General features: G+C 43.0%; 20 protein-coding genes and 1 tRNA gene. 10 read left to right on the top strand and 11 right to left on the bottom strand.

Annotated elements, in window-relative coordinates; genetic code table 11:
• Both AC1DUD_RS28940 and AC1DUD_RS28935 read left to right on the top strand, forming a co-directional pair.
• Positions 1-173 (top strand): sugar transferase (locus tag AC1DUD_RS28940; RefSeq protein WP_477381043.1); only part of this gene is annotated, 173 nt, incomplete at its 5' end.
• Positions 174-251: 78 nt separating this feature from the next.
• Positions 252-494, top strand: a complete 243-nt coding sequence (locus AC1DUD_RS28935; RefSeq protein WP_477381040.1) for a PA2169 family four-helix-bundle protein — start codon at positions 252-254, stop codon at positions 492-494.
• A gap of 378 nt (positions 495-872) precedes the next feature.
• On the opposite strand, the gene malQ is transcribed toward AC1DUD_RS28935, so the two are convergent.
• From malQ to glgX, 4 genes are read right to left on the bottom strand one after another with little or no spacing between them, the layout of a single operon-like run.
• The gene (malQ, locus tag AC1DUD_RS28930) at positions 873-3,149 is read right to left on the bottom strand and encodes a 4-alpha-glucanotransferase (RefSeq protein WP_477381038.1); all 2,277 of its coding nucleotides are present in this window, start codon (positions 3,147-3,149) and stop codon (positions 873-875) included.
• 11 nt (positions 3,150-3,160) lie between these two features.
• Positions 3,161-5,014 (bottom strand): malto-oligosyltrehalose synthase, encoded by a 1,854-nt coding sequence (gene treY, locus AC1DUD_RS28925; RefSeq protein ID WP_477381036.1) that lies wholly within the window; start codon positions 5,012-5,014, stop codon positions 3,161-3,163.
• On the bottom strand, positions 5,007-6,839 hold the full coding sequence (treZ, locus tag AC1DUD_RS28920) for a malto-oligosyltrehalose trehalohydrolase (RefSeq protein ID WP_477381034.1): 1,833 nt from the start codon (positions 6,837-6,839) through the stop codon (positions 5,007-5,009). The genes treY and treZ overlap by 8 nt, the downstream gene beginning before the upstream one ends.
• Positions 6,832-8,961: a glycogen debranching protein GlgX gene (gene glgX, locus AC1DUD_RS28915; RefSeq protein ID WP_477381032.1), complete on the bottom strand. Its 2,130-nt coding sequence runs from the start codon at positions 8,959-8,961 to the stop codon at positions 6,832-6,834. The genes treZ and glgX overlap by 8 nt, the downstream gene beginning before the upstream one ends.
• 203 nt (positions 8,962-9,164) lie before the next feature.
• Here glgX and AC1DUD_RS28910 point away from each other — a divergent pair, with 203 nt between their 5' ends.
• From AC1DUD_RS28910 to AC1DUD_RS28890, 5 genes are all read left to right on the top strand, one after another.
• Positions 9,165-9,548, top strand: coding sequence for a TraR/DksA family transcriptional regulator (locus AC1DUD_RS28910; protein WP_477381030.1), 384 nt, complete (start codon positions 9,165-9,167; stop codon positions 9,546-9,548).
• Entirely contained in the window at positions 9,545-9,769 is a 225-nt protein-coding gene (locus AC1DUD_RS28905; protein WP_477381028.1) for a hypothetical protein, read from the top strand. The genes AC1DUD_RS28910 and AC1DUD_RS28905 overlap by 4 nt, the downstream gene beginning before the upstream one ends.
• Positions 9,769-10,500 (top strand): DUF72 domain-containing protein, encoded by a 732-nt coding sequence (locus AC1DUD_RS28900; protein WP_477381026.1) that lies wholly within the window; start codon positions 9,769-9,771, stop codon positions 10,498-10,500. The genes AC1DUD_RS28905 and AC1DUD_RS28900 overlap by 1 nt, the downstream gene beginning before the upstream one ends.
• 723 nt (positions 10,501-11,223) lie before the next feature.
• Positions 11,224-12,351, top strand: a complete 1,128-nt coding sequence (locus AC1DUD_RS28895) for a redoxin domain-containing protein (RefSeq protein ID WP_477381024.1) — start codon at positions 11,224-11,226, stop codon at positions 12,349-12,351.
• A gap of 1 nt (position 12,352) precedes the next feature.
• On the top strand, positions 12,353-13,885 hold the full coding sequence (locus AC1DUD_RS28890; protein ID WP_477381022.1) for a trypsin-like peptidase domain-containing protein: 1,533 nt from the start codon (positions 12,353-12,355) through the stop codon (positions 13,883-13,885).
• 456 nt (positions 13,886-14,341) lie between these two features.
• Here the strand turns inward: AC1DUD_RS28890 and AC1DUD_RS28885 are convergent.
• The 6 genes from AC1DUD_RS28885 to AC1DUD_RS28860 form a co-directional block, all read right to left on the bottom strand.
• Positions 14,342-14,428 (bottom strand) — tRNA-Ser (locus AC1DUD_RS28885).
• Between the two features lie 98 nt (positions 14,429-14,526).
• The gene (locus AC1DUD_RS28880; protein ID WP_477381020.1) at positions 14,527-15,507 is read right to left on the bottom strand and encodes a YihY/virulence factor BrkB family protein; all 981 of its coding nucleotides are present in this window, start codon (positions 15,505-15,507) and stop codon (positions 14,527-14,529) included.
• Positions 15,508-15,518: 11 nt separating this feature from the next.
• Positions 15,519-15,926, bottom strand: coding sequence for an acyl-CoA thioesterase (locus AC1DUD_RS28875; protein ID WP_477381018.1), 408 nt, complete (start codon positions 15,924-15,926; stop codon positions 15,519-15,521).
• The gene (gene mltG, locus AC1DUD_RS28870) at positions 15,926-16,978 is read right to left on the bottom strand and encodes an endolytic transglycosylase MltG (protein WP_477381016.1); all 1,053 of its coding nucleotides are present in this window, start codon (positions 16,976-16,978) and stop codon (positions 15,926-15,928) included. Before mltG ends, AC1DUD_RS28875 begins: the two co-directional genes overlap by 1 nt.
• A gap of 28 nt (positions 16,979-17,006) precedes the next feature.
• Complete coding sequence (locus AC1DUD_RS28865; protein WP_477381014.1) at positions 17,007-17,315, bottom strand: rhodanese-like domain-containing protein; 309 nt, start codon at positions 17,313-17,315, stop codon at positions 17,007-17,009.
• Entirely contained in the window at positions 17,293-18,087 is a 795-nt protein-coding gene (locus AC1DUD_RS28860) for a PASTA domain-containing protein (protein WP_477381012.1), read from the bottom strand. Before AC1DUD_RS28860 ends, AC1DUD_RS28865 begins: the two co-directional genes overlap by 23 nt.
• Positions 18,088-18,329: 242 nt before the next feature.
• Here AC1DUD_RS28860 and AC1DUD_RS28855 point away from each other — a divergent pair, with 242 nt between their 5' ends.
• From AC1DUD_RS28855 to AC1DUD_RS28845, 3 genes are all read left to right on the top strand, one after another.
• A complete protein-coding gene (locus tag AC1DUD_RS28855; RefSeq protein ID WP_477381010.1) occupies positions 18,330-19,313 on the top strand; it encodes a D-alanine--D-alanine ligase in 984 nt (327 codons plus the stop codon).
• A gap of 111 nt (positions 19,314-19,424) precedes the next feature.
• Complete coding sequence (locus tag AC1DUD_RS28850; protein ID WP_477381008.1) at positions 19,425-20,060, top strand: ABC transporter ATP-binding protein; 636 nt, start codon at positions 19,425-19,427, stop codon at positions 20,058-20,060.
• Positions 20,060-21,169 (top strand): hypothetical protein, encoded by a 1,110-nt coding sequence (locus AC1DUD_RS28845; RefSeq protein ID WP_477381006.1) that lies wholly within the window; start codon positions 20,060-20,062, stop codon positions 21,167-21,169. The genes AC1DUD_RS28850 and AC1DUD_RS28845 overlap by 1 nt, the downstream gene beginning before the upstream one ends.
• A 3-nt stretch (positions 21,170-21,172) precedes the next feature.
• Here AC1DUD_RS28845 and prmC read toward each other — a convergent pair whose 3' ends face one another.
• On the bottom strand, positions 21,173-22,042 hold the full coding sequence (gene prmC / locus AC1DUD_RS28840; protein WP_477381004.1) for a peptide chain release factor N(5)-glutamine methyltransferase: 870 nt from the start codon (positions 22,040-22,042) through the stop codon (positions 21,173-21,175).
• Positions 22,043-22,050 lie beyond the last annotated feature (8 nt).

Here is a 22,050-nt window from a genome sequence, read left to right as displayed (position 1 = left end):
AACCAGGCCTTACTTCTATAGGTCAGGTAAATTATGGTTATGCAGAAAACGTTCRGGAAATGAGGCATCGGGTTCGTTATGACCTTATTTATTTGAAAAACATTAATTTTAATAACGACTTAAGTATCATTTTTCAAACCATAAAAGTGATGGTTCAACTTAAGGGTAAATAATGCGAAAGCATCTACCTGAAGAAATTATTTCAGGGCTAATCGGAACAAAGCGGTAAAAGCGGACGGGATCTGGTCGCATTGATTGGCGACAGCGCGAGCGGTACTGTACATGGCACCTGGATTGATGTGAAGTCGCTTTTTGGTGGAAGCAACCGCGCCGGTATTTTGTCTGAAGCGGAGTGCGATGAGGATGCGCTCAAAAAGGCGTATAATGACACGTTAACTAAGGGTGTACTACGTGCAACTGTAAATGGCCAGGCTCAGGAGATCTATGCGGAACGTAACCAGATCAAAGTAGCACGCGATGTTCCTGAAGTATGATTTTTGATTCATCAAATAATAAAGTGTTGCCTAAAACCGGCTACTCTTTATGGTTGATTCTTCAGGAAAAATGCTTGTTCAACTGTTCAATGATCTTGTGTTTTGAATAAATCGGTTCGCGCCATTCCCGAAGTAACTTTCCATCGTGTATATTTGTCTTCGAAATGGCGGTTGAACCAGGTTCGTTTCACCGATAATATTATAAGCTATATAACAGGAAGCGGTAAGATGTTTATATTATAATTTATCGATCAAACCTGTTTTTTCCGGATGACTTTTAAAACATCCTTTTTTAATAACATCCGTTTAAGTGTTTTTAATTTAAAAATGAACTCACTTGAAACAAATCGCATACTCATAACGCATAATGCCCGATAATTAACGATTGTATTTTCTTACCATTTCTCTTAGTGAAGCCGACAGCTCTTCAGTAAGCAGAAAATCATTCATACGCCATGTCCAGTTTCCTTTTCTAGAGGCAGGCACATTTAACCGGGACCGCTGATCAAGTTTGAGAATATCTTGCATTGGCGCTATTGCTATCGCGGAAACTGAGGCATAACAGGCTTCCAACATCAGCCGGTTCAGGTTATTGCGGTTTACATGATTGCTGAAATAACCATTCAAATTATCTCGCTCCTGAGCACTCAGGTCTTCCTTAAACCAGCCGAGTAAGGTATTATTATCGTGGGTGCCGGTATAAGTTATACTGTTTACGACATGATTATGGGGGCTATGCACCGAAACCGGCATATCATTACCAAAAGCGTATTGCAATACGTTCATACCGGGAAGCTTGAACCTGTCCCTGAGCTCATAAACACCATAGTTGATGTCGCCGAGATCTTCGGCAACAAAAGGCAGATCGTGCAATTCTTTTTTAAAGACCTGAAAGATAGCTGCACCAGGCCCCAGTTGCCACGAGCCGCGTAAGGCGTTATTTTCCTCCGCCGGTACCTCCCAGAAATCATAGAACCCTCTGAAATGATCCAGACGGATCAGATCATAAAATTCCATATTTTTTCTCATTCGGTTTAGCCACCAATTGTAATCAGTCGCTTTGTGTTCTGCCCACGAATAAACAGGCATGTTCCATAACTGGCCGGCAGCATTAAAATAATCCGGTGGCACGCCCGCAATGCCGGAGATATCTTTATTGGCATCCAGTTTGAAAAGCTCAGGATGTGTCCATACATCTACCGAATCATAGCTGATGTAAAAGGGGAGATCTCCAAACAACTGCACGCCATTTCGATGCCCAAAGGCTTTAAGTGCCTGCCACTGACGGGAGAAGATGAACTGCTCCCACATGGATCTGTCCATTTCCTGTTCATGTTGATCTCGGAATATCCGGATGGTTTCCGGATCACGGTGTTTAAATGGGGCGGGCCATTCATGCCATGGGGTACCTCCGTGATGCGATTTTACAACTTCATACAATGCAAAGTCTTGTAGCCAGGCCTTCTCTTTTATTTTAAATGTCCCATATTCATTCTTTAAGTCATCTGGTTCAATTTGGCTGAAGCGATGGTAAGCGATTTTCAATAAGCTGCTCTTTTTAGATGCCGCACGGACGTAATTAATCTTCGTGCCGTTATATCTTCGGCATTTAACTATTTCCCGTTCTGTTAAAAGCCCATCATTTACCAGGTCATCAGGGCTGATGAGCAGTGTATTGCTAGCCATGCTGGAAAAGGCGCTATATGGTGAATTCCCGGATGACGTGGTTGTTGGGTTAACAGGCAGCAATTGCCAGTAACGCTGATGCGAAGAACTGAGAAAAGTTACGAAGCGCCTTGCATCTGGTCCCATGTCACCGATGCCATAAGGAGCAGGGAGGGCTGTTATTGGCAAAATGATACCTGCAGCTCTTTCTTTAGATGATATGTCCGATCTTAGTAGTAAAAAGGGCAGATCAAACAATAATTCCTTCAAGAAGATTTGCTCATTCCATATCTTCTTTTCATCGTTCAACACATTTCTCCATTCAAGTGGGGCGTCATGAGGTAGTATGATTTTGGTGTCGGCCCAATCTGATGTATTGATGGCTGCTGTGTGCAAGGCGGATACTACTATCAGCCATTGCCTTTGATATACGCGGGCAAAAGCGATAACCTGGTCTTTGTAAACACCTTCAATTAATAACGGAATATAATGCCCTTCGGTAAACAGCTTAGGGTTATTTTTACGTTGAAGTAAAAGCTTGTGCGTTAACCATAATTTGATTGCACCATTATGCCTGGTTTGCCAAAGCTGACCAACATGCTGGGTCTTTGCATTTTTTAATAAAGCGGCTCTCGATGTATAATCTACAGGACGCCGGTTATCGGGATCTACAAGGCTAAAATCCCACAATTCACAGCCCTGGTAAATGTCCGGCGTGCCGGGGCAAGTAAATTTCAATAAAACCTGCGTGAGCGAATTGCTAATGAAAGCGTCTGCGATCCGTTGCTGAAAGCTTGTCATGCTTTTCAAAAAATCAATATCGTTTACCAGTTTCCTGGCAAAGTTTAACGTGGCCTGTTCATATTGCTCATCAGGCGCAGCCCATTGGGTATGCGTTTTAGCTTCCCGGAGCGCCTTGGTCAGGTAAGCTTCCAGCCGATCGCCTGTCTTATCATCCGGTTGCCCGGGTAGAGCGATGAAACCAACCAATGTTTGGTATATTAATATTCGTCATTGGTGTCGGGCGTATTTATTGTTTTAAATTTGTGGTTGTCCCGCTGCCAATCGCGGACCTGGTTTAGCCATTTATCCGGTATGTCTGTTAGTACATTCAGCCTGGCCCGTACATCTTCGCCACGTTTAGTATCATGGCTGGATGTACCGTTCATTGACACTGGCCACCGATCCTGCCGATCTTTCATCAGGTGGTGAAAATGACGAATTGTGATTCCGAATTCTTGCGGCGAATCACCCACTTCATTGTGTCCGATAAAACGATCGTATGTATACATCAGCGTATCTTCCACACCTTTGGCCATCAACGGGCCGGTAAATTGCATACAGCGCTGATAAAATTTCAGGATAGCTACTTTATCTTTATTCTTGTGCTCGCCGATAAACAGGTTACTTAAATATCGGGCTGTTATCGAAAGTTCAGGATTGGCGTTGACAATAAGTTCAAAAATTGCTTTTACAGCCGCGGCTTCAACCGGGGCAAGAGGCATTTGATTACCATAGTAACGGTACATCGGGCATCTAATAAGAAAGCCTGCAATAGTTTCCTTCCATTTTTCAGCAGCTATGCTTGTTATATTCGGATCCGTTGGTTTCAAATTTCGGAACATGTCATAAAGGTTATCCAATTCACCAGCCATATGTCCGTAAAGAATATCACTTTTCTTTTCAACTATTGCCCTTCCGACAGGTTTATGATCGGAGGTCAGCTCCCGGTAAAACTCTGTAAAAGTTTTTTTGCTTTTGGGCTCACTGAAGAGGTTGTTAATCACGCCCAAAAAATCGTAACCAGTATTGCCCTGAACCGGCCAGTCTTCCGGAAACTGTTCGCCCTGCTCCAGTATTTTCTCTACCACAATATATGTTTGCTCGCCGGCCATTGATCGTAACCTTTCAAGATAGGCTTTGGGGTCAAACAACCCATCAATGTGATCAACACGCAATCCCTGGACCAGGCCCTTATCCAATAATACTTTTAAAAAGCTATGATAGGTTGTAAACACCTCTTCATCCTGAATATTCAGGCATATCAAACCATTTACCGTAAAAAACCTACGGTAGTTGATCTGATGGTCACTGTCCTGCCAGAAGCTGAGTTGGTAATATTGCGCGTCAACGATTTGATGAAGCAAGGCTTTATCTTTGTTAATCCGGTTAATTGCCGATTGAATATAATCGTCCATCTCTTCTAACTTTGGTTTTGCAAGCCCGGTGATTAGTTCAGCTATACCCTCAACTGACAAACTGCCATTTAATCCTGATAGCGATTTCTTTAACGCGATTTGTGTGGAGGCATCGCCCGATCTCAGGATTTGTGAGACAGATTTTATGTTTAGGGGATACTGCTGTTTGGCATAGTTGAGCCTGAATTTACCGTGCTTGTATGAGATCTGTAATTCATCATTAGCAAGTGCTATTTCTGGCGAGCTTCCGAGGATGGGTACCATTAACTTTCCTCCAAAAGCCATAGCATCCCAGGTGATATCGAAGAAGCGCGAAAATAGAGATTCCTGTCCTTTCTCCAGAACATCCATCAGCCATGCATTGCCCGGATCAAAAGCCATGTGATTGGGTACAATATCCTGTATCCAATTCATCCCCAGATTTTTCAGTTTGTGGCTGATGGTTTCCAGTTCCTGTAACGAACCAATCTCGGGATTAACACGGTGGGGATTAATAACATCGTAGCCGTGGTTACTGCCGGGTACCGCTTCAAAAATTGGTGAAGCGTAAATGGTACTTACCCCAAGTTCGTGCAAATAGGGGAGAATGTCTATCAGGTTTTTGAAGGTAAAACCTTTATTAAACTGGATACGGTAAGTGGAAACGGGATCAAACATGCTGCTTAAATATTAAAATGCTTTCGGGCGATAGTGTTATCAATGAGTCATTAATACTAAATTCTGCGTCGAAAACGGGACCGTTCCATTGCGTGGAAGCTGAATTGAAAACAAGGCTAACTTCAGACTGTAACTCAATAATTTGTTGTTCTTTTGAAAAATTTAGCAGGCATTGTAAGGTATGTCCTCCACCAAAGCGAATCACTGTTAGTATGTTCTTTTCCTTGTCGGCTGTAACCCGTAGGTTCTTTCTGTCGGGTAAGCGTAAAGCTGGGTGCATTTTACGCAACCGGATCAATGCCTGGTAATAGTTAAAGAGGGTTCGGTGCGGTTCTTGTTCGGGCTTATCCCATTGAAGTTTGGATTGCCGGAATGTGTCTTCATTTTGCGGATCAGGCGCTTCGCCTTTGTTATGGAATGCTGCGAATTCAGCTTTGCGGCCTTTGCGAACCGCTTCGATCAGTTCAAGGTCTGTATGGCTTACAAAATATAAGAAGGGGGAAGGTTCGGCATATTCTTCTCCCATGAACAACATTGGCAGAAAGGGGGCGATCATAACCGCGGCGGCCATGAGTTTTTGCATTTCAAAATTGAACAGCCGGGCCGACCTTTCACCCAACATCAGGTTGCCAACCTGGTCATGATTTTGTGAAAACACCACGAATTGCCGGCCCGGATTTTCCAATGGGTCGGTCCCAAAGGTCTTTTCCCGGTGGTTAGAATATTGACCATGATAAACATAAGCATGTTCAAAAGCGCTTTTAAGATCGTTAATACCATTAAAGTCACTGTAATACCCTTCCTTACAACCTCCGGCGCAAACACGCAAAGCATGATGAAACTCATCGCTCCACTGGCCATCCAAACCGTATCCGTCTTTTAGTAAAGGGTCAATAAATCGATGGTCGTTCAGGTCACATTCGGCAATCAGATAGTGCGTTTTCCCAGTTTTCTGCATCAATTCATCAACGTTTTCTTTTAGTTCCTTCAGGAAATACTTTGGGCTAAAATCCTTGATAGCGTGTACCGCATCCATTCTTAAGGCATCTACATGGAAATCGCGAAACCACATTAAGGCATTCTCTAAAAAATAACGCCTTACCTCATCACTCCCCGCATCGTCAAAATTGATGGCATTGCCCCACGGTGTTTGGTATTTATTCGTAAAATAGGGGCCATATTGTTGAAAATAATTCCCTTCCGGTCCAATATGATTGTAAACCACGTCTAATATAACTGCAAGTCCTCTTACATGGCAAGCGTTCACAAATTGTTGCAAACCTTCTGCTCCGCCATAGTTTTGCTGTACTGCAAAAGGGAAAACACCATCATAACCCCAGTTTCGTTCACCCGGAAATTGTGCTACAGGCATAATTTCAATGGCGGTAATGCCAAGAGTGAGCAAGTGATCAAGCCTTTCTTCAATTCCGGCAAAGGTACCTTCAGGGCTAAATGTACCGGTATGTATTTCGTAGATCAGATATTCATCCAGCGGGATGTTGATCCAGTTATGATCAGTCCATCTTATATTGTGTACATCCACCGCGCGGGAAGCGCCATGCACTCCGTAAGGCTGATGCAAAGAATAAATGTCCGGGCAGGCTTTCCCGTCAATAACAATATGATAGTCCACGCCAGGTTTCAAAATATTATTGGTAAGCAACTCCCAGTAACCGCGCATTTTTCTGGTAAGTGGAAGCTCGTGCCCGTTGCCTGTACGGATAGATACCTGTGTCGCATTCGGTATCCAAAGCAATACCTCTGCCTCGCCTGTGCCGTTAAAATTTGTACCTAATGTCCTCTTATGTACTATTAAGTTACTCATGATCATCTTTTACATCCTGCAATAAAACAACCGAACGCCCTTCTACATGTACCGCCTGTTGTGGGTGGAAAATTTGATCAAAGACGAAGTCGGACTTGCTGGTGTCAATGATTACCTTCCACTTGCTGCCGTATGTTTTATGGGGTAGTTTATAATCAAGCCCCTGGTCATGTGCATTAAAAACCAGGTAGAAGTTATCATCCGTTACTTCTTTACCTTCAGAATCAACACCGTGAAGCCCTTTTCCGTTCAGGTACATGGCAACTGATTTTGCAAAATTTTGTTGCCAGTGGCTTTCTTCCATCTGAGTGCCATCAGGAAGAAACCACGCTATGTCTTCAATATTTGAGTCCTTAACGGCCACGCCCTTGAACCATTCTTTCCTTGAAAAAACCGAATGGGTATTGCGCAGTTTGATTAGTTGACGGGTAAACGCCAGCAAATCCTGGTCAGCCGCGGCCCAGTTGAGCCAGGAGATCTCGTTGTCCTGGCAATAGGCGTTGTTATTACCCTGTTGGGTACGGCCCGATTCGTCGCCGGCCACCAGCATTGGTACACCCTGCGATAGGAAGAGGGTAGCCAGAAAATTTCTTCTTTGGCGCTGTCGCAGATCATTGATGCCCCGGTCATCGGTAGGGCCTTCGGCTCCACAGTTCCATGAACGGTTATGACTTTCCCCGTCATTATTGTCTTCGCCGTTGGCATCGTTGTGTTTTTCGTTGTAAGATACCAGGTCGTTCAGCGTAAAGCCATCATGTGCTGTAATAAAATTAATACTGGCAGTTGGACGCCGGTAATCTTTATACAGATCGGCGCTGCCCGTAATACGGTCGGCAAATTCAGGCAAGGTATTTTCTGATCCGCTCCAATAATCCCGGATACAGTCACGATACTTGCCGTTCCATTCAGCCCAGCCGGGAGGAAATTTACCAACCTGGTAGCCGCCTTCGCCTACGTCCCAGGGTTCGGCTATCAGCTTAACCTGCGAAATCACAGGATCCTGATGAATGATATCAAAAAATGCCCCAAGTCTGTTCACTTCGTGTAGTTCCCGGGCCAATGTAGCTGCAAGGTCAAAACGGAAGCCGTCAACATGCATTTCAGTGATCCAATACCGGAGGCTATCCATCATCAGCCTTAATACGTTCGGCAGGTAAGCGTTAAGTGTGTTCCCGGTACCGGTATAATCATTGTAATATCGTTTTTCGTCGGTGAGGCGGTAATACGTAGCGTTATCTATACCCTTAAAAGAAAGCGTTGGCCCCATGTGGTTGCCTTCGGCAGTATGGTTATACACCACATCCAGTATCACCTGGATCCCGGCCTTGTGAAGTTCCTTAACCATCGTTTTAAACTCAGTAACCTGTTCCCCTTTAGAGCCCGAAGCTGAATACCGTGAATCGGGTGCAAAAAAGCCAATGGTATTATAGCCCCAGTAATTGCATAGCCCTTTCTCCTTCAGGTGCCGGTCTGAAATAAACTGGTGTACAGGCATCAACTCAATAGCGGTAATGCCGAGTTCCTTAAGATATTTTATAGTGACCGGGTGCGAAATCCCTGCATAGGATCCTCTCAACTCCTCCGGGATGTCCGGATTAAGTTTTGTAAAGCCTTTTACGTGTGCTTCATATATAACGGTATTATAATATTGATAAGCAGGAGCTGTGTCTTCTTCCCAGTTGAAATGATGGTCAATAACTACGGATTTTGGCAGATAGGGGGCGCTGTCCGTTTCGCTGAAACTCAGGTCTTCCTGTTGATCGCCCAAATTGTAGCTAAAGAGGGCGTCATTCCATTGGATTGTTCCGGAGATCGCTTTTGCATAAGGATCCATCAATAATTTATTGGCATTAAAACGGTGCCCGTTTTCAGGTTCATAGGGGCCGTGAATACGAAAGCCATACAATTGCCCCGGCGCAAGATCTTTAATATAAATATGCCATATAAAATCTGTTCTTTCCGTTATGCGTATTTTGGCAGTTTCCTGCTGGTCATTCTCCGCGTCAAACAAACACAGTTCAACACCGGTGGCATTTTCTGAATATAACGCGAAGTTTACGCCGTTACCGTCCCAAGTCGGGCCAAGAGGAAACGGTTTTCCTGGTAAAATATTTTCTTCCATTAATTGATATTAAGTAGTTGCCCGGTGTCGTACCGGTCAATCGCCTATATAATTTATTTTAAGCCAAAAAGTTTTTGCAGTAGGATGAATTTTTGTATTTGTAATTAAAATAATTACATATTTTGCAATATTGATTATTTTAACAGATTATTCCCATTAAAGAATTATGTCAACCATTTTTATAAATGTTTGTTAACCAAATCATGGAACAGGAAATTACAAAAACGAGGTACAACGACATTGAATTAGTTGAATTCAGGACATTGATCAATGAAAAGATCAATATTGCGCGCGAAGAATTGCTGGACCTGGTTGGGACGCTCAGCGCTTCCAACTCTAACGGCGATGACGCCGCAATCGCCGGCAAAACGCTGGAAGATGGTTCAGCTACTTTTGAAAAAGAACAGATCAACCAGTTGGCTGGACGGCAGAAAAAGTTCATTGAGCAGCTTGAAGCCGCACTGACACGTATTGAAAATAAGACTTATGGAATTTGCCGTTCTACAGGTAAACTGATTCCTAAAGAACGTCTGAAAGCGGTTCCTCATACCACCCAAAGTATGGAAGCAAAACTTAAACAAGCATGAGCTCGGCATTTGTAAAGGAAGGGGAGGCCAGGCACCTTAAAGATGTAGCGCCGAATCTCGGGGCACTGCTTTTCTTTTTGCGTGTAGAAAATAACGGCACGGTAATACGTGATGAAAAAATCTACTTTAGCCAAAGGCATGCCCGTGATATTTATGAAATGAGTGACGGCTTGGTCTATGCATTGGATGATGACCATCACTGGTATATTATCCTCGACTGATGGAAGGAAAATTCTTTGGCGGCACCAGCGGTTTACAGATAGATGTGCCCAAGCGCGATTTTCCGCCTAAATACAGCCACCTGTCCCGGTTGGGTTACTATGCTTTGCAGGAAAACAGTATTGAGATCAATAGCTCATTTTATAAAGTTCCACAGCCAAAAACAGTTGCGCGCTGGGCCACTGAAGTAAACGGTGATTTTCGCTTTACTTTTAAACTTTGGAAAGGGATCACTCATGTGAAAAACCTGTTTTTCAATCCACAGGATGTTAGCTCCTTTAAGGAAGCGATCCAATTACCCTCCACGCAACAAGGATGCTTATTGGTTCAGTTCCCACCAAGCCTGCATGTAAAAGCTCTGCCACAGTTAGAGATATTGTTGGGCATGCTAAATTCCGAAGCGTGGCCTGTTGCTGTTGAATTCCGTCATTCTTCATGGTACAGGGACGATGTGTTGGAATTGTTAAACAAGTATCAGGCAGCTATGGTATTACAGGATATGCCTAAGTCTGCCACGCCGATGGAAATAACCGCTGATAAACTAATTTACCTTCGTTTCCATGGCCCGTCAGGCAATTACAAGGGAAGTTACAGTGAAAGTGTTCTTGCTGAATATGCCTCGTATATTGGTGAGTGGCAGGAGGAAGGTAAAAGTATTTATGCTTATTTTAATAATACAGCTGGAGCTGCACTGGAAAATCTACATTTTCTGAAAAAATGTATTGAAGAATGAGATTTTGATATTCAAAGTGATAAAACTGATTTGGTGAGTAACATGAAGCTTACAAATTTACTCACCAAATTGCTCTCATTTTAATGCTAACTGAGCTTTTTGGTGGGCAAAATTATACCAATAAATACAGCTCACAAATACCGACCTTTTCAGCAGAGAAGTATTTAAAGATCAGGAAACAGAAGAGCGGAAAGAAGATGGGACAACTGATCTGAAATTATTTGAGGAACATTCCCGTTAACGCGATTTCATGGGCAAAACGGCCGTAGTACTTCTCTGTAATTATCCAAGTTTACGTAAGAACCCAAATTGGGGTAATCATTTTGTTTCCTATACTAGTATTGTCAAACTTCTGGCTAAATACCAATCTCTAGTACAAGGTAAAATTTAATGCTTGAAGTTCTTATCTGTCTGTACAATCACGGGCTGCCCCGGAACTATCGCTTTTTATCGTCGACTACAGGTGGCCGGTGGACCAGGTAGTTGTGTTCGGTCCCTGATAGGATTCGTCTGGTCGATCTATTGAACCAGAGCGGAAGTTGCGTCCGTTAATGAGAAAATCTAAAAAAAATTCATTTCGGATGGGCGCTTTTCGTTTTCGGAGATCATATACTAAAGTACTATGATGAGATTTTGGTAGGCAATAATGCAAATTAACGGTGTATCAAACGATGCTTGAAATACTATAAACCCTGATCCAGATCGAATCCACAAAAAACTATTATGAAAAAACTATTAAACATTATTTTAAGCATGGCAGCGTTGAACGCTGCAGCGCAAACTTCCCACTTTACAATTAATGGGCAGATTGGTAATCTCGACGGGAAGAAAGTTTATTTAAGCTTTATGACAGATGGAAAAGGGCATGAGGATTCGACCGTACTGGCCAACGGCGCATTTCATCTTACCGGTCAGATGAACCCGTACAGTTCTGTACGGTTGGCACTTGATCATAAAGGCCTTGGGCGGGAAATTGCTACTCATGGCGGGGATGTTATCTATTTTAATTTTGCAAACGAAACGCTTAATATAACTTCTAAGGACTCTTTGGCGAATGCGCAAATGGGCGGTTCTAAAACCTATGAAGAATATTCGGCTTATGTGAAAGCGGTAGGTCCGATGCCCTGGGATATTGACCATATTTCCAATGCCGAGATCGCTGCTGCACCCGAACTTGTGAATGATACCGCATTCACCAACCAGGTTGCACGCCACCATTATAAAATGATCGCCGATTTTCAAACCAAAAATCTTGAATTCGCCAAAACTCATCCGGACTCCTACTTTGCACCGATTGCGCTGTTTGGGACTGCTTCAAATGATAAGACTGTTGCGATTGCCGAACAGGTATTCAAAACCTTTAGTCCGGCAATACAGTCAAGTGATAATGGTAAAAACATCAAGGAATTTATCGAAGCGCATTACCGGCTGAAGATTGGTGGGGCTGCGCCGCTTTTTACACAGGTTAGCCCGGCGGGTAAACCTGTGTCGTTAGCCAACTATAAGGGCAAGATCGTGCTGGTTGATTTTTGGGCCAGTTGGTGTTCACCTTGCAGGCAGGAGATCCCAAACCTTTTGAGCCAGTATAAAATGTATAAAGATAAAGGCTTCGAGATACTGTCGGTATCGCTGGACAATAATCGTGACAAATGGCTGAAGGCTATACAACAGGAAGGGATGGCATGGCCGCAAGTAAGCGATCTGAATGGCAATAGCAACAGTGTCGCCCGTCTTTACGGCGTTTCAGCAATACCTGCTACCTTTCTGGTAGATCGTGAAGGTAAGCTGATAAGCACGAACCTGCGCGGCGAAGATCTGAATAAAAAGCTGGAAGAAATTTTTAAGAATTAAAATGCACACAAGGTTTCTTCTGATCCTGTGCTGTTTCGTAATTACCCGTTATGCAGCGGCACAAGATATTGGCTCAGCAGTAGCTAAAGTTAAGCCAGCATGCGTTCGTATGTGGGGGTTTGATACCCTGCAACAGCAGCGTACCAGTGCACAGTTCAGTGGCGTTGTGGTGAAAGGCAATTTCATCCTCACAGCCGCTCATGTTATTTCGCCGGGCAGTACTTACAAGGTTTTTTTCCCTGATGGCGGTGAAGCCATTGCGCAGGCATTGGGGAAAATTGAACTGTCGGAAGACAAGACGCGTCCTGACGTCGCACTAATGAGGATTTTGAAAAGTAAACAATATCCCGGGGTGGCTATGAGTCTGGCTGATCTCCATGAGGACGAACCCTGCCTTAGCATTGCCTATCCTGAAAGCCTTGATCAAGCGCAACCCACCATTCGTTTTGGTAGGGTTATCGATCCGTTGAACAGTCGTGGGTTTATCCGCTCGACAGCATTGATGGAACCGGGTGATTCCGGTGGTCCTCTTTTTAATTTAAGCGGCGAACTCATAGGGCTGCACAGCGCAATTGAGGTCCCTGAATCAGCCAACTATGACGTACCTATAAACTTGTACCGAAAATATTGGTCTGCGCTCCAGGTACCGCTTGTTTACCACAATTGGCCGGACAAGGCGGATAGCCTCCAAAAAATGAGCAGAACCATCCATTTTGCCTGGCCCAAAGCCGGAACTTACGCCGGATCCTGTGTCAGGGTCACGAGCCGGTTGGACGGTAAAGCGCAAACGGTGCTTGGGGCGGTGATCCAATCATTCGTAGTTTCAAAGAGTTCAATGGTAGGTGATTCAGTTTTCATTCTTGGTAAACCGGGCATGGTGATATCACGAGATAAAGAGCATGATCTCGTGCTCATTCGCACGGCGCAAAAGCTTAAGGGCTTAAATATTAAGCAGATCGTCAGCCCAGATCCGGGGGATATCTTGTTTGCGCCCGTAATAGATTCAGTGGTGACAGGTATACTAAGTGGTGGCCCTACTGAGCTTCGGAAAATTAACAGTGCAGGATTTTTAGGTGCTACACCTGTACACGGCATCAGTCCAGAAAAAATCTATTTTGTTCGCCCCGGTTCACCTGCGGCACAGCATGATATCCGGGCTGGCGATATAATCCCTGGCCTGAACGATTCATTGACCAGGCATTGGCCGGGTGACACCTTGCAACTCAAACTGCAAAGAGGTTCACAAACCTTAATAAAGAATATTGTACTCATCTACCCACCTCAAATGCTCCATGACCATCCTGCGGACCATTTTGCCGGTGGCAGAAGTCAGCGCAGGGACGGGTTCAGGAGTGTTTACAGTACAGACCTGATCTTGCGTCCCGAACAATGTGGCGGCCCTGTATTCGATGCGCGGAAACATTTTGTAGGCATTAATATAGCACGCTTTAGCAGAGCCAATTCTATATTAATTAACGCACAAGTTATCAAAGACCTTATCATAGCCAATTCGCAACAATATCATGGCGAATGAATTTCTAAGCCTTTACGATAGATCGTATCTATTGAGTGTTTATGATCACTCGGTTTATTAAAAGTTTAACCCTGGTGTTCTTTCAGGATGGTTAGGTTCTTTATTGGCTGTCTAATATTGATAGCAATCAGGTCAGGTATTTAAAAAATTACAGATCAGGTTGGAAGCTTTTAAGCCTCTAACCTGTATCGCAACTTGGGGCAAATCTTCAATTTCCGGTTGTTCTAATTTTCCTAACATAATGGCAAGTATTTAAACCTACCAAAACTAAGTCCCCATTTTTTTTAAATAATATGCCCTTCGTCAGTTTTAATAGTGCTCGCTATCACGCTGCGTTGAATTTACCACCGGCATTAACTCTTGATGCCAGGCTATTTACAGGACCTGTGTCAAAAAAAAAGCCTGCCATCGTTTGATGTGCAGGCTTTTTAATAATTTGATATCGAAATAAATCAGCGGAGAGCTAGGGATTCGAACCCCAGGAACCTTTCACAGTTCAACAGTTTTCAAGACTGCCGCAATCGACCACTCTGCCAGCTCTCCGGGGACAAAAGTACAAATCCGGGGCGAATTGCCAAATTTGAATTTCATTTTTTTTAATTTAATTAAATAATCTATATAAACTACTGATTAACAGAATTTTAATTTTTTGTTTGAGGGATTTTTTTCGTTCGAAAAGTATTAAAACGAGGTTTTACGATGCGGATTGTGCGCTTTGAAAGCTCTACGGACGCATTTAATTCGAACCCGATGATCAAAATTAATGAGTTTATATACATCCAGATCATAACCACAATGAGCGTTCCGATAGATCCGTAAACCTTATTGTACGAGGAGAAATTATTGATATAATAGGAGAAACCCAGCGATGTTAAAACCGCCAGCGCAGTAGCCAGTATGGAGCCGGGGTTTATAAAATTCCATTTCTTTTTATGCGCGGGGGCATAGCGGTATAAACAACCTATGGTCACAAAAATGATCACCACAATAATAACCCACCTGAATAACATAACCGGGTAAACCCAAAAATGATTTTCAGATGCCACATGCGATTGGATGAATTTAATAATGGATTGCCCCAAAATGAGTATGGCAATTGCCAGTAACAATGCAAAGCTGATGGCTACAGTGATTCCGGTTGCTACCAGGCGCTTTTTAATCCAGCTCCGCTTATCATCAATTAATGAGGATTTATTAAAAGCTTTCATAAGGTTTATAACCCCGTTAGTTGCAAAATACAGGGTTGAAAGGAAACCGAAGGAGAGCAGCTTACCGTTTTGGTTGCTTACGATATCAAAAATGGTTTCCCTGAAGGCCATATAGGCGTTTGTAGGCATTACAGAGGCCAGTACCATCATCAGGTTGCCTTTAAAATGTTTTATAGGCACGTAGGGGATAAGTGTAAACAGAAAGATGGTAGCAGGGAAAACGGCCAGCATAAAACTATAGGCCAGTGCATAAGCACGGTTAATAAGAGAGTTATTGGTGATTTCTTTTACAAAAAAATCAATAACGGTATATAAAGGCAGTGGCCTGAAACCCGGAATGATGACAGACTTTGTCCACTCGATGATATACCTGTAGAAACTAAACCGGAGTAAAAAGCGGTGCAGCCATTTCATTTACACCAAATCTACTTAAAAAAGGGCATTAATCTATCGGCAAAATCCTGTGGCGGGAGGCAGGGGCGGTTAGTTTTCATGTTGATGAACACCAGTAGCGTTTCGCCTGTATTAATGAGTTCGCCCTTAGGGTTTGTAAGCTCATACCTGAAATGGATACGGATCCCGGGTAGTTTATCCATGATTACTTTGATACTGATCTCTTCGTCGTACAAAGCAGGCTTCAGGTACTTGCAGTTCAGTTCAAGCACAGGCATCATAATGCCCGACTCTTCTATGCCTTTATAAGTAAGGCCAAGACTACGGAGCATCTCTACACGGCCGACTTCATAAAATTCGGCATAATTACCATAGTACATATAACCCATCTGGTCGGTTTCGCCGTAGCGCACCCGTATTTTGGTGGTGTGCTCAAACATTACCTGCGGATGTTACGCTCGTTAAGCATCTGCTGAAATTTATGTGCGTTAACCAAATGATCGGCCACGTTGGTTGCAAAAGCATGGTAGCCTGAGAAATCAGCTTTGGCGCACATATAAATATAATCGTTCTTTTGATAGTTCAATACCGCTTTTACAGCATTAACCGATGGCATCATGATAGGGCCCGGAGGTAAGCCGGTATGCAGATAGGTATTGTATGGGGAATTGTATGAAAGGTAACGTGTAAGTACACGTTTTATAGTAAAATCATTTAACGCGAAGATCACGGTAGGGTCGGCATCAAGCTTCATTCCCTTTTTAAGACGATTAAGATATAAACCGGCTACAGCAGGCATTTCATCATCATGCAAAGCTTCGGCATCTACTATCGATGCTAAAACAGAAACCTCCTGCGGGCTGAGATTTATGGCGGCGGCCAGTTGTTTACGTTCAGGAGTCCAAAAAGCCTGGTAGTGATCGTACATCCGTTTAAAAAACTTTTCGGGACTTGTATTCCAGTACATCTGGTATGAATCGGGCATGATCACTGTGTATACGTTATCAGTGGTGAAACCGTACTTGCTTACAAAGCTTGCCGAATCAAGCAGCCTGATAATTGCCATTGAATCAGGTTCGATCTTTTTTGAGATGAAACCGGCAAATTGTTCTTTAAGTCGTAGTCCATGAAATTCAACCTTAACAGGCTCCTGCGTACCAGATGCAAGCATGTTAATAAGCTTGCGGTTGCCCAGGCCTTCATGCAGGCGATATTTGCCGGGCTTTACACGGGTAGTGTAATTCATGTTCCGGGCTGCCCAGGCAAATGATGCTGTATCTTTTACAATGCCCTCATCCTGGATGGTTTTAAAAACATCACTAAAAGTTGCACCTGTGTGAATGTATAAATACTCCTGTTTATCGGTAACATTAGGCCCAAAGTACTTAAGATAATAGTTAAACCCTGTGAAGCCTAAAAGCACGATGACAATGATTACCAGTGCTATGATGAATTTTTTGAATATGCCTGATCCTTGTTTTCCCGCGGTCATGATATTGAATAGATGATGTTTGTTATATTTATTTCAATTTTTGAATAGAGATTAGTCCGCCGCTTAGATTCCTCACATTGCGATAGCCGTGTTCTTCTAATATAGCTCTTGCGGTTTCGCTCCTTAAGCCAACTTTGCAGATAACGATTATCTCATCGGTTTTGTTGTAGCGTAAACTTTTAAGTGTACTTTCCAAACTTGACAACGGGATATTATCGCCTCCTATGTTATAGGTATGGTATTCAATAACCTCACGCACATCTATCAGGTTAAGATTCTCACCTTGGTTTAAGCGCTTGAGTAGTTCGGTTGCTTTAATTTGCCGGTGGAGCTGCATCTGTTTTTGTGCCTTGTGAAACAGTGATGTTTATACGCGTACCTATACTTGTTTTGCTTAACGAATCGGTTTTCATTGGATATTGCGAAACTACAACCACGTTGGTCGAATCGGTAATAGTACCCTGGTAAGTAACGATACCAACAGTCAGCCCCGCACCTTTAATAGCAAAACGGGCAGCATCCAGGTCAAGGTTTACCAGTTCTGGGATTTCCACCTCACTTGCTCCTTCGCCATCGCCTAAAACAAGATCAATTTTTGACCCTTTAGGGAGCTTAGTACCTGGTTTTATAACCTGGCCGCCAAAACGTACTTCCAGGATCCTGTCTTTGGCAATGTCAGACCGGTAAGTTGTATCGCCAACTTTCAATCCATAGTTTGATATAGTGGCAACAGCTTCACGGTAATTGCTTTGTTCAAGATCGGGCAGGGACACGGGGGGTGCCTGAAGAGTTACCATAGTAAGGTAGATCACACGGTTTTCCTTAACGTTGGTTCCGGGATCAGGGTCCTGTTCAACTATGGTGCCGGGGGCCACATCCTGTACGTAAACAGAATCAATTTTATAGCCAAATCCCTGCTCTTTTAAAATATCCATAGCCTTATCAATGGTAAGGCCTTTAAGCTTTGGTACAGGTATGCCCGAACCGTGACGGGTATAGTAACCAAGACTGAAAAATGCTATTAAAACAACGGCTATCACTGTCACAATAGCCATTAATACGTTATTCCGGAATGATTTTGATTTTAAGTAAGCCCCAAATTTGCTCATCAGTATATGTAAGGGTAAACCTTTTAATTAAGTATCAAACATAGGAATTATTTTGTTAGCCGTAAAGTTTTAAAGTTGTCCGCAAGTCGGTAAAGTCCGTAAGTCAGATAGTTAGTTTATAGTTTGGTTGTATTGATTGAGATGTTCAGAAAAAATTATGACTACATGATCTAATTACTAAATTTGGGGGTCTGCTTCCGACTTTCGGACTTTACCGACTTTCGAACTTTCTGACTAAAATCATGAAAAATATTGCCCTTTTGGCCGGAGGCTTTACCGGTGAATATGAAGTGTCCCTGAACAGCGCTAAAAATATAGCTGCTAACCTCGCAGCTAATAGCAACTATAAAGTTTATACCATCCTGATCACCCGCGACAGGTGGTTTTTTGAAGCCGATGATACTGCCGTTGATGTAGATAAGAACGATTTCACCATCACCCTTAACCAGGAAAAAATAAAATTCGATTTCGCTTTTATTACCATTCACGGTACCCCCGGCGAGGATGGCAAACTGCAGGGATACTTTGATATGCTTGGCATCCCATATAATACCTGCGATGCTACAACATCGGCTATTACCATGAACAAGGCTTACACCAAAGCCATTGTTAACGGGATCCATGGGTTGCACACGGCACATTCCATGCGTTTATTTGAGCGCGATGTGCATGACGTTGCTACCATAGCGGCTAATTTAAAATTTCCGTTGTTTGTTAAGCCAAATAACGGGGGCAGCAGCGTTGGTATGAGCAAAGTGCAAAACATTGCAGGTTTGCCCGATGCGCTGAACAGGGCTTTTCAGGAAGATGCACAGGTACTGGTAGAAGAATTTATTAAAGGCCGCGAGTTTAGCATTGGAATAGCCCGTTTGCAAGGCAAAATAAAAGTATTGCCAGCTACGGAAATCATTACCTCTAAAGACTTTTTTGATTATGAGGCTAAATATACAGATGGTATAACCCAGGAGATAACCCCCGCAGATCTATCTGCCGAAAAGGTTGAAGAAATTGCCGGCATAGTTACCGAAGTTTACACCCGCCTTAACTGCCGCGGTATGGCAAGGGTCGATTTTATTTTATTGGAAGGCAGTACTGATTTTTATTTTATTGAGATCAATACCACCCCGGGCCAGTCAGCGGCCAGTTTGATTCCGCAACAGGTAAGGGCTGCAGGTATGGACGTTGGCGAGTTTTACAGCGCGCTGATTGAAGGAGCAGCGCTATAATTTCGGAATTGGGATTTTCGATTTCGGATTTATTTGGATAATTAAGTTAGAGACGCGTTTAAGGCGTCTCTTTTTGTGTAACAACAGGTTCATTTTGTTATCAAATCAACAATGCTGAAATTTCAAAATTTTACAAAATCATACGGTAGTTACCCGGCTTTAAAAATTGAAAACCTGCAATTACAGGCCGGTATTTACTGGATAAAAGGCATAAACGGCTCCGGTAAAAGCACCCTGCTAAAATCTATTGCAGGGATATTGGCATTTGATGGCGACATTTTGATTGACAACAGCATCAGCATCAAGAAACAACCTGTAGCTTACCGTAAGCTGGTAAACTTTGCCGAAGCCGAACCCGTATTTCCTGATTTTTTAACGGGATCAGAAATGATTGCCCTGTTTGCCGATGCCAAAGATGCCCCAACAGGGCAGGAGGAGCATTATATTAACAGCATGGGCATGCAAAGCTTTGTTGAGCGCCCGGTTGGCACCTACAGCAGCGGTATGATGAAAAAACTTTCGCTGTTACTGGCCTTTTTAGGTAAGCCAAAATTGATTCTGTTGGACGAACCTTTGATCACTATTGATACAGCCTCGTTAGCCAGACTAAATACCTGGATCAGGGAAAGGCATGAGCAGGAGGGAACCAGCTTTTTATTATCATCCCACCAAATACTGGAGGACGGCTCATTGCCCGTATCTGGCGAATTATTAGTTGAAGATCAAACCCTAAAGTTTATCAGCTAATGAAGCCGCTAACCAATGTGTTGTTAAAAATATTTGCCAATGGTTTTTTCCGGGTTCATGCTGGAATTTTGTTTTTTATATTTCTGGCGATGGTTGGTGTTGTGCCACCTCAATATTTAATAGGCTATCATAAAGCCTTAATGCTGGCTATGGATAGTAATTCGATAGTGATGGCGCTGGTATTTGCGGCCTGGTTGATTTATGCCATTAAAAGCTGGCATTATGTATCTGGGCAGATCTTTGCCGAAGGTCAGCATTTTTTATTTTACAGCAGTAATTCTCTGAGCCGGGAGAAGCAATTAAAAAGCTGGTTTTGGGTACAGGCTGCTATATTATCGCCAATAATAGCTTATGCAATCATAACAATTTGTGTTGGCTTTGCTAACCATTATTATGTATTGCCGGTTTGCATCTTCTTGTATTTGTTAGGGCTAAGTTATTTAAGCGCGGTTATTTATACAAGGCAGATTAACCGTCTTGTTGATGGCAGTAGTCAATCGTTATTATTAAAGCTAAGCAGCAAATGGCGTAAGCCTTATTTCAGCCTTTACGTTTACCATCTTTTTGATAAGCGCAAAGTGCCATACCTGATCACCAAGGCATTGTCATGGCTTATCATTACCGGGGTGTTTTATGTATTTGCTGATGTTAAAACAGATGCACGTGTAGCCGGCATAGCCATACTCGCGGTCGTAACCGCACATATTGTTTTGATATTTGAAGAACGGAAGTTTGAAGAGAACGGATTAGGTTTCTCCCGCAATTTACCTTACAGCAGGCAAAGACTCTTTCTGAATTTTACAGGTGTTTATTTCTTGTTACTGATTCCCGAAAGTATTTGGTTGTTCAGCAGGTTTAACCCATTGATGGCAGCCGAGTTGTTACTATTGGCTTTAAGCACCGCAATGTTGTTCCACTGCCTGCTTTATTGGTTCGGGCTTAATATGGATAAATACCTGCAATGGATCCTGGGTTTATTTATAGTACTGTTCTGGATCATTATGTTTAAGCTGCTTTGGGTGCTTGTTCCATTAAACCTCGGTATAGCTTACTGGCTGTTTTACAACAACTATTATAAGTTTGAAGGAGTAGTAAGCGATAAGTTGTGATGATTAAATTTGTGCTTTTATCATCCTGTCCCTGCCGCTCATATCTTTTCTTAACACTATGTTTTTAAATCCTTTACCTGCTAATAGCTCCACTGTTTCTTTGCCCTGATTTTCATTGATCTCGAAGTAAAGTAAGCCACCCGAAATCAAATTATTTAAAGCAAAATCGGCAATAGCCCGGTAAAATATCAGCGGATCGTGCTCGGGAACAAACAACGCTGTGTGCGGTTCAAAATCAGTTACGTTGCTGTGCATCTGCTTTTTGTCGTCAAGCGTTACGTAGGGAGGGTTACTTACAATGATAGCATATTGAGCCTCCTCATTGGTTGGTTTGATATTTAAAATATCAGCCTGAATAAAATTAACCTCAACCTCATTTAGCACAGCATTTTCCTTGGCCATTTGCAAGGCCCCCTCAGATATATCTATCGCAGACACGTCTGCATCCTGCAAATTCTTTTTTAGGCTGATGGCGATACAACCACTACCGGTGCCTATATCCAGAATAGAAAACCTTTCGCTCTTCACCTTTAACCTTTCACCTTCGGAAGACAAAATCCATTCTACCAGTTCCTCAGTTTCGGGGCGGGGGATCAGCACATACGGGTTTACCTTGAAAGGTAAGCCGTAAAATTCGGTAACACCCAAAATATATTGAACCGGTTTACCTGTCTTAAGTTCGGCGAGAATGTTTTTGATGTGTTCTGACTGTTCGGCGGTTAATGCTCTTTCAGGGAATGCTTTGATCGATGCCCTTGATAGGCGCGTAATTTCAGCGATGACAAGCAGCGTAATAGCCTCTGTTTCATTAATGTCGTAAACACCATTTATCTGCTGTCGGTAATCTTCAAAAACATCCTTAATCGTAATCATGCAACAAA

The sequence above is a fragment of the Mucilaginibacter sp. P4_A11 genome (assembly GCF_056402535.1).
This window is presented reverse-complemented; position numbering and strand designations above follow the sequence as displayed.

Coding starts and splice junctions, on each gene's coding strand:
- AC1DUD_RS28850 (WP_477381008.1), top strand. CDS start 19,425: ATGCTGAAATTTCAAAATTTTACAAAATCATACGGTAGTTACCCGGCT.
- mltG (WP_477381016.1), bottom strand. CDS start 16,978: ATGACCGCGGGAAAACAAGGATCAGGCATATTCAAAAAATTCATCATA.
- prmC (WP_477381004.1), bottom strand. CDS start 22,042: ATGATTACGATTAAGGATGTTTTTGAAGATTACCGACAGCAGATAAAT.
- AC1DUD_RS28875 (WP_477381018.1), bottom strand. CDS start 15,926: ATGTTTGAGCACACCACCAAAATACGGGTGCGCTACGGCGAAACCGAC.
- AC1DUD_RS28880 (WP_477381020.1), bottom strand. CDS start 15,507: ATGAAATGGCTGCACCGCTTTTTACTCCGGTTTAGTTTCTACAGGTAT.
- treY (WP_477381036.1), bottom strand. CDS start 5,014: ATGTTTGATCCCGTTTCCACTTACCGTATCCAGTTTAATAAAGGTTTT.
- AC1DUD_RS28900 (WP_477381026.1), top strand. CDS start 9,769: ATGGAAGGAAAATTCTTTGGCGGCACCAGCGGTTTACAGATAGATGTG.
- AC1DUD_RS28905 (WP_477381028.1), top strand. CDS start 9,545: ATGAGCTCGGCATTTGTAAAGGAAGGGGAGGCCAGGCACCTTAAAGAT.
- AC1DUD_RS28860 (WP_477381012.1), bottom strand. CDS start 18,087: ATGAGCAAATTTGGGGCTTACTTAAAATCAAAATCATTCCGGAATAAC.
- AC1DUD_RS28910 (WP_477381030.1), top strand. CDS start 9,165: ATGGAACAGGAAATTACAAAAACGAGGTACAACGACATTGAATTAGTT.
- AC1DUD_RS28895 (WP_477381024.1), top strand. CDS start 11,224: ATGAAAAAACTATTAAACATTATTTTAAGCATGGCAGCGTTGAACGCT.
- AC1DUD_RS28855 (WP_477381010.1), top strand. CDS start 18,330: ATGAAAAATATTGCCCTTTTGGCCGGAGGCTTTACCGGTGAATATGAA.
- AC1DUD_RS28890 (WP_477381022.1), top strand. CDS start 12,353: ATGCACACAAGGTTTCTTCTGATCCTGTGCTGTTTCGTAATTACCCGT.
- AC1DUD_RS28865 (WP_477381014.1), bottom strand. CDS start 17,315: ATGCAGCTCCACCGGCAAATTAAAGCAACCGAACTACTCAAGCGCTTA.
- treZ (WP_477381034.1), bottom strand. CDS start 6,839: ATGAGTAACTTAATAGTACATAAGAGGACATTAGGTACAAATTTTAAC.
- glgX (WP_477381032.1), bottom strand. CDS start 8,961: ATGGAAGAAAATATTTTACCAGGAAAACCGTTTCCTCTTGGCCCGACT.
- AC1DUD_RS28845 (WP_477381006.1), top strand. CDS start 20,060: ATGAAGCCGCTAACCAATGTGTTGTTAAAAATATTTGCCAATGGTTTT.